General features: G+C 72.7%; 2 pseudogenes. Both read left to right on the top strand.

The annotated features are described in order from the left end of the window. Positions 1 to 546: pseudogene (locus tag QK444_RS36320) on the top strand (hypothetical protein); the annotation flags it as partial. Between the two features lie 139 nt (positions 547 to 685). After that, positions 686 to 1247, top strand: a pseudogene (locus tag QK444_RS36315) (carbohydrate-binding protein); the annotation flags it as partial.

Below are 1247 nucleotides of genomic sequence, written 5' to 3'. Positions count from 1 at the left end.
CTGCTCATGGTGCTGGTGTTGCGGCGCGGCGTCGAGGACGGCTCCGGGGTCGCCGAGCGGCTGGCCGGTTTCGGTGTCGCCATCACCAGCACCGGGGCGGGCATGCTGAGCGCGGCCGTGCTGGCGCCGCTGCTCATCCCGCGCCTGGGCCGCATCCGCACCGTCGTGGCGGGGCTGGTCACCGCCATCGTCGTGCAGCTGACGCTGGTCACGCCGATCACCGTGGCCACCGGCGACGACGAGGCACGCGCCCGGCTCGCGCTGCTGGCCGCCGCCTTCCTGCTCGGCCTGGCCGGGCAGACCATCAAACTCACCGGTGATGCCGCCATGCAGATCGAGATCGACGACGCGCACCGCGGGCAGGTGTTCGCCCTCCAGGACACCGTCTTCAATATCGCCTTCGTGCTGGCGCTGACGGCCACCGCGACGGTGATACCGGCCGATGGGCGTGCACCCGTGGTAGTGGTGGCCGCGGCCGGGATCTACGCCTGTGGACTCGCCGCCATCGCGTTCGACACGCGGTGGCGGGGCGGGCGCTCGTGTTAGACCGGTCTCGTTTCGGTCGCAAATCGGTTGACGGCGCGGACGACTCGCGCACAACCGCACGCGGACCGATACTGTGACACGGTTGTCGATCTCGAGTGACGCGGTACGCCGCGCCCCCGGACAGGAGACGCACAGAGCAATGGGATTTCCGCAGCGCGCGCCGATCCCGACCCCGCTCCGCACCGCATCCGTACTGACCGGCGTCGTCGCGGTCGGTCTGGCGCTCACCCCGCCGGCGGCCGCGGCCCCCGCGCCGTGGGCGCCCGCCCCCGTGAACAGTTGCGGTGAGGTGGGATTCGACCCGCTGGCCCGCGAACCTCAACCGGATACCACGCCGTGGAGCCCGCCGCCGACCATCCGAATCCCGGTCCCCGTACCGGAGTTCGTGCCGGTGCCGATACCCGGGCCCGCGCCGGACGACACCCGGATCGACCCGGCCCCGCTGCCGCCGGACCCGTGCGCCTCACCGTGCCCGGACCTGCGGCACAATCCCAGTGCCACAGGGACTCCCGCCACCCCGAGCGGTACGCCGCCGGAGCTTCCCGACAGCGAGCGCCCGCCGGAACCGACACCGACGCCCACCGCGCCGCCGGAACCGGCACCCGAACCGCAGACCTCGGAACAGCCCGTACCGGTCCTGCCGCGGCTGCCCGAGATCGAGATCGTCCCGGAGACCGAGCCGATTCCCATCCCGGTCCCCG

The sequence above is a fragment of the Nocardia sp. CC201C genome, assembly GCF_030010695.1.
Taxonomy (GTDB): Bacteria; Actinomycetota; Actinomycetes; order Mycobacteriales; family Mycobacteriaceae; genus Nocardia; species Nocardia otitidiscaviarum.
The sequence above is the reverse complement of the archived record's forward strand: the minus strand, read 5'-3'. Positions and strand labels throughout refer to the sequence as shown.